This window comes from Desulfobaculum sp., assembly GCF_054921475.1.
In genome coordinates this window covers 1-5064 of record NZ_JBUDSW010000260.1, presented here as the reverse complement: position 1 = coordinate 5064, position 5064 = coordinate 1, and the positions used below count along the sequence as shown (strand labels likewise).

The 5064-nt window shown below is 62.7% G+C and carries 6 protein-coding genes and 1 pseudogene; all 7 read left to right on the top strand.

The genetic code is table 11. From position 1 onward, the window contains the following. Positions 1 to 175 precede the first annotated feature (175 nt). Entirely contained in the window at positions 176 to 391 is a 216-nt protein-coding gene (locus ACY69P_RS14125; protein WP_462327933.1) for a hypothetical protein, read from the top strand. 70 nt (positions 392 to 461) lie between these two features. Continuing rightward, a complete protein-coding gene (locus ACY69P_RS14120; RefSeq protein ID WP_462327932.1) occupies positions 462 to 1583 on the top strand; it encodes a Fic family protein in 1122 nt (373 codons plus the stop codon). A gap of 95 nt (positions 1584 to 1678) precedes the next feature. Further along, a complete protein-coding gene (locus ACY69P_RS14115) occupies positions 1679 to 1909 on the top strand; it encodes a type II toxin-antitoxin system Phd/YefM family antitoxin (protein WP_462327931.1) in 231 nt (76 codons plus the stop codon). A gap of 277 nt (positions 1910 to 2186) precedes the next feature. Then, a complete protein-coding gene (locus ACY69P_RS14110) occupies positions 2187 to 2720 on the top strand; it encodes a hypothetical protein (protein WP_462327930.1) in 534 nt (177 codons plus the stop codon). 14 nt (positions 2721 to 2734) lie between these two features. Continuing rightward, entirely contained in the window at positions 2735 to 3355 is a 621-nt protein-coding gene (locus ACY69P_RS14105; RefSeq protein WP_462327929.1) for a hypothetical protein, read from the top strand. A 3-nt stretch (positions 3356 to 3358) separates the two neighbouring features. After that, positions 3359 to 3766, top strand: a complete 408-nt coding sequence (locus ACY69P_RS14100; RefSeq protein ID WP_459902082.1) for a hypothetical protein — start codon at positions 3359 to 3361, stop codon at positions 3764 to 3766. Beyond that, positions 3756 to 5064: pseudogene (locus tag ACY69P_RS14095) on the top strand (hypothetical protein); the annotation flags it as partial. The gene ACY69P_RS14100 and the pseudogene ACY69P_RS14095, both read left to right, overlap by 11 nt.

The window sequence follows — 5064 nt, the reverse complement described above, 5'->3', positions numbered from 1 at the left end:
TCATCCCCGGCGACCTCGCCACCTTCCCGCCGGACCTTACTGGCGTCGCCTTCGACGACCACCCGCCAGCGGCCGCCTTCTTCTGCGCTTTGGCCGCCCTCGAATTCATCACCCCAAACCCAACCCGCCGGCGCCGCGAGGCAGCAGGCCCGGCGGATAGTGTTGGAGGGTACTGATGCAGCAGTCCAGAATGCTCAGCGGCAAGCGCGAACTCATGCAGTTCTTCGGCATCGGCGAAAAGAAACTCATGAAGTGGATCAAAGAGCTGGATTGCCCGGCCTATCCTGACACGCAGGGCGTGTACCGCGCGTGGTCCGGGGATTTGACGGAGTGGTACGCCGAAGCCTTTGGTCCGAGCCCAAAGCGAGATGATTCCTGCCGCTTGTCGTGAGCGCGGGCTTGCGCATGAAGCGTTTCTGCGTAATAATCGCTTCAAATAGTGAAGCGATTAGGAGCCGTAAATGCCTCAATATATCTGGGAACAGGCGAACTGGCCTGATTTTACATGGGATTCATCGAAGCTGCTTGAGCCTCTTGCCGAGTGCCGGCGGGAGCAAGGCCGGCTGCAGGCGCAGCTGGAGAGCTCCGGCTTTGAGGACGATCTTGCGGCGCAGGCTGAAACACTGGAAGAGGACGCAATCCAAACCGCGGCGATTGAGGGCGAAAAGCTCGACCGCGAGATGGTGCGTTCGTCTGTGGCAAGGCATCTGGGCCTTGAGCAGGGCGGTTTACGCCCGGCCAGCCGCGCCACGGATGGCTTGGTGGAAGTGCTGCTCGACGCCACCCGAAACTATGAACAACCGCTCACGCTGGAGCGCATCTGCTCGTGGCACGCCGCCTTATTCCCGACCGGGCAATCCGGCCTGAAGCGCATTGTAGTTGGAGCATGGCGCGACGAGCACATGGAGGTGGTGTCCGGGCCAATCAACCGGCCCAAGGTCCACTATGTGGCCCCGCGTCCTGATGCATTGGAGCACGAGATGGCGTCCTTTGTGTCCTGGTGGGAGCAGAGCCGTCAGGGGCTGGACGGAGTGCTTCGGGCCGGGCTGGCGCACCTGCGTTTTGTGACCATCCACCCCTTCGACGATGGCAACGGCCGCATCGCCCGAACGCTCACGGATTTGGCTTTGGCGCAGGATGAAAGGCGTTCAGTGCGCTATTACAGCCTGTCCGCGCAGATCATGAGCCGCCGCAACGAGTACTACGACGTTCTGGAGCAGACGCAAAAGGGCGACGGCGACGTGACCGAGTGGCTGCTGTGGTTCCTTGAGCAGGTCCGCCTTTCAGTCACAACCGCAGGCCAAACCATGGCCCGCGTGCTTCTCAAGGCAGAGTTTTGGCGCAAGCACGCCGCAACCCCGCTGACGGACCGCCAACGCAAAGTCGTCAACAGACTCCTCGACGCAGGGCCGGAGCACCTCGGGGGCGGCTTTGAAGGGGGCCTGACAAACCGCAAATACAGCGGCATGACCAAAGCCTCCCGCGCCACAGCCTACCGCGAAATCACGGACCTGGTGGAAAAGGGCATCCTCTCACAGCGCGCCAAAAAGGGGCGGAGTGTGGCGTATGATTTGGTGTGGTGAGGTAGCAAGTCGGTGAATGGGGGGCGAGAGAGGCCGGTTGTTTACTCTTTCGTCGTTTTTGTATTTTGAGCAGAATGAATGCAAAGGAGGGTAAAGTGCCCAAAGTCGTCACATACTCTGAAGCGAAAAAGAATTTGTCATCGACGATGGATTTGGTGTGCGACACGCATGAGCCGGTAATCATTACGCGGCCAAACGGGCGATCTGTGGTTTTGATGTCTCAGGAAGACTATACCAGCATCATCGAAACTGCCTATCTTCTCGATAGTCCAAAGAATGCAGAACGGTTGCGCAAAAGTATTCTTTCTGCTGAGCGCGATAAATAGGAAGGTATGGATTTCCAGAACGTGCTGCGTTGACAGAAGAAGACACTTTGCAGTGAAAAGCCGCGCGGACCAATCCCGCGAGGCGCCTTTTGAAGCAAATTTAAGGCGCCTTGCTCTACCCTGTCAACCCCCTCCCTGGCACCGCCCTGGTGCATCCCTGGTACCTCCCTGGCACGTCCCATCCCAAAACCCCGTGTTATAGCCGAGTTGAAAAATCAGCCCGGCTTTTTTGTTGGCGTTTGGCTGGCAAGGTGGGCTGCGGGAGCGGGGTTTTGGGATGGTGCATGGTGATGCGGTGGACTGGAGTTTGGCTCCGCATTTTGTGCCCGGAGAGTGGGGGCCTCGGGTGGAGGTGGTGGCTCCGGCCTTGATCTATGAGGCCAATGCCATCCGCGAGGCTTCCGGCGCGCCGTTTATCGTCATGTGCTCCTACGCCACTGAGGGGCATTCCCCGAAATCCTACCATTACGTTTTCCCAGACATACCGGGCCGCGAGAGGGCCCTTGCTGTGGACTTCCGCTTTGGGGATGCACCGGGCGGTCGCCCCCTGAGTTTTGAGCGGCAGTTTGCGCATATCGCCGCGCGCGAGGGCGTTGGGGCCATTGGGTTTTATCCCTTTGGCTTCTGCACCCGGCGCGGGCGTAAGCGCATGCGGCCGTTTTGGCATATCGATCTTCGTCCCCGCGACAACGGGCGCCGGCTCTATTGGGTGCGCGATGCGTGGGGGCAGTACCTGTGCAGCTTCGATAGGTACGAGCATGTGGCGCCGTGGCTTGGCATTGCCGAGATGCTGCGGAGCCTGAATATGTAGCCCCGGAGGATCGTATGGGGACGCTTGCCGTGATTCTTGGGTTTTTGAAGGCCAATTGGGAGATTATCGCGCTGGGGACGCTGGTGCTGGACAAGGTGGTGGCCGCAACGCCCTGCAAGTGGGACGACCTGCTGGTCACAGGCGCCAAGGCCGCACTGGGCGCTGCCACGGGCCGCAAGCTTAAGATGCTGCTGCTTCCGCTGCCGCTGTGCGCCATGCTCCTTGCGGCCTGCGCCACGCAGACCGCTCCTGCCTACACGCCGCCTGCGCCGTGCGACGGCCAGCCCTCGCTGATTTTAGAGAAGATGCCGGATCCGCGCGCCGCGTCGGGCCTGCTTATTGTGGCGAACGCCGCCGCAGTGAAGGCGGAGTTCTACACCGCACGTGAGGCGCTGGCCGTCATCGACACCATCGAGGCTTTTCTGGCGCAGGCCGGGAGTTACAGCGAGCTGGCCAGCTTTGTGATGGAGCGCGTTGCTGACGCGAACGCCCGCGCCGGGACACAGGTCTTCCTTGTGGCGGATATCCTACCCCAGCTGGAATCCCCGCTCCCAATCAGCGCCTGTGACCGCGCCCTTGTGCGCATCCATCTGGCGAAGCAACGCCTCGCGATCGCGGCGGTTGGAGCGGAGTAGGGCATGGTGGACGGAACCTGCGCAGCGCACGACGCCACGGTCAAAGCCCTCGAACGCGGACAGGACGAACTGAAAGACCTCGTCCGCGCGGGCTTTGCCGAGATCAAGGACGCCCTCGCCGAAGCTGACCGCAGCGCCAGCGCCAATGTCCGGCGTCTGCACGAGCGCATCGAAGAGGAGCGCAACCGCACGGACGCGCGTTTCCACGCTGAGCGCCAGCATGTGGACGAGTGCCTGCTGCAGCTCAATCGGCATATGTCTCGAATGTCGAATCAGGTGAATTTGTGGCTTGGCGGGGCCATTGTCGCGCTGTTTCTGCTGCAGGTGGCGGTGGGCGCCTATGTGCATACGCAGGTGCAGGACGCTTTTGCCCAGCCCGCAGCGGTTTCGGAGGTGCACCGTGACCAGTAGCACGCCGCTCAGCCGCCTTGCGGGTACGCTGTGGACGGAGTTTGCCGACGTCCGCGACCGCCGCCAACAGCACATGGAATCCGTGTGGCTGGAGGACGCGCGCCAGTACAAGGGCCGCTATGACCCGGATATTGAGGCGCGCCTTGGCGCCAAGCGCTCCCGCGCCTTCATGCGCCTGACTAAAATCAAGTGCGACGTCATCCTTGCCCGCCTGCTGGACCTGCTGTTCCCGAGCACGGGCGAGGCCAATTGGGCCATTGCGCCAACGCCAAAGCCCCACCCCGCGTGGGTGCGGCGCTACCTCGCCGAGGTCGCCCATCAGGACGTCCCCGCCGACGCGGACCTTGAAGCCATCGCGCCCAAAATCGCCGAACAGGCCGCCGCAGCCATGACGCTTGAGATGAAGGACCAGCTGGCGGAGGGGCCAAGCCGCCGTGGGTACCGCAGCGTCAACCGCAGCGTCCTCAAGAGCGGGCTTATCTACGGCCTTGGCATCCTCAAGGGCCCGCTGGTGGAGCGCCGTAGCGAGATGCGCTGGGTGTTTCTGGATGGCGCGGGCGAGGGCGGCGCGCTGGATATCCTGCAGGCGTGGGACCTGAGCGAGGTCGAGACCGGCGAGCTGCTGCCGTATTTCACGGACGTCCTGATCTGGAATTTCTACCCGGACATGGACTGCGTGAACATCAAGGACGCCCGGTTCGTCTGGGAAACGAGCCTGCTCCTCAAGGCGGACATGGAAGCCCTAGCCCAACGCACCTCGTTCACTGGCGCGGTCATCCGCGACTATTTGCGCCAATCCCCCGAGGGCGACGCCACGCTGGAGCCCTTCGAGCGCGACCTGCGCGGGCTGGACCAACACGCCGAAGTGCCGCGCGACCTGACGCACCGCTACCGCGTGCGCGAGCGCTGGGGCTTCCTCTCCGGGGCGGACCTGCTGGACGCGGGCGTTTCTGTGGACAGACTTCTGCCCGAGTCGGAGCGGCAGGGCGTGGTGCTCCGGTTGGCGGCGCAAAAGGCGAAGGTCACCGCGCAGGAGGAGGCCGACGCGCTCCGCCAGCATGTGCAGGGGCGGGAGTACATGTCCAACGTCTGGATGCTTGGCGAATCCACCATCATCAAGGCCGTGGTCAGCCCGCTGCGCGGCGTCCGCCTGCCATACTATCTTTGGTACTACGAGAAGGACGAAAGCAGCATCTTTGGCGAGGGCGTGCCGCGCGTCATGCGCGATCCGCAGGCCGCCCTGAACGCCGCCGTGCGCAAGATGCTGGATCAGGCCGCCATCAGCGGCGTGATGTTCG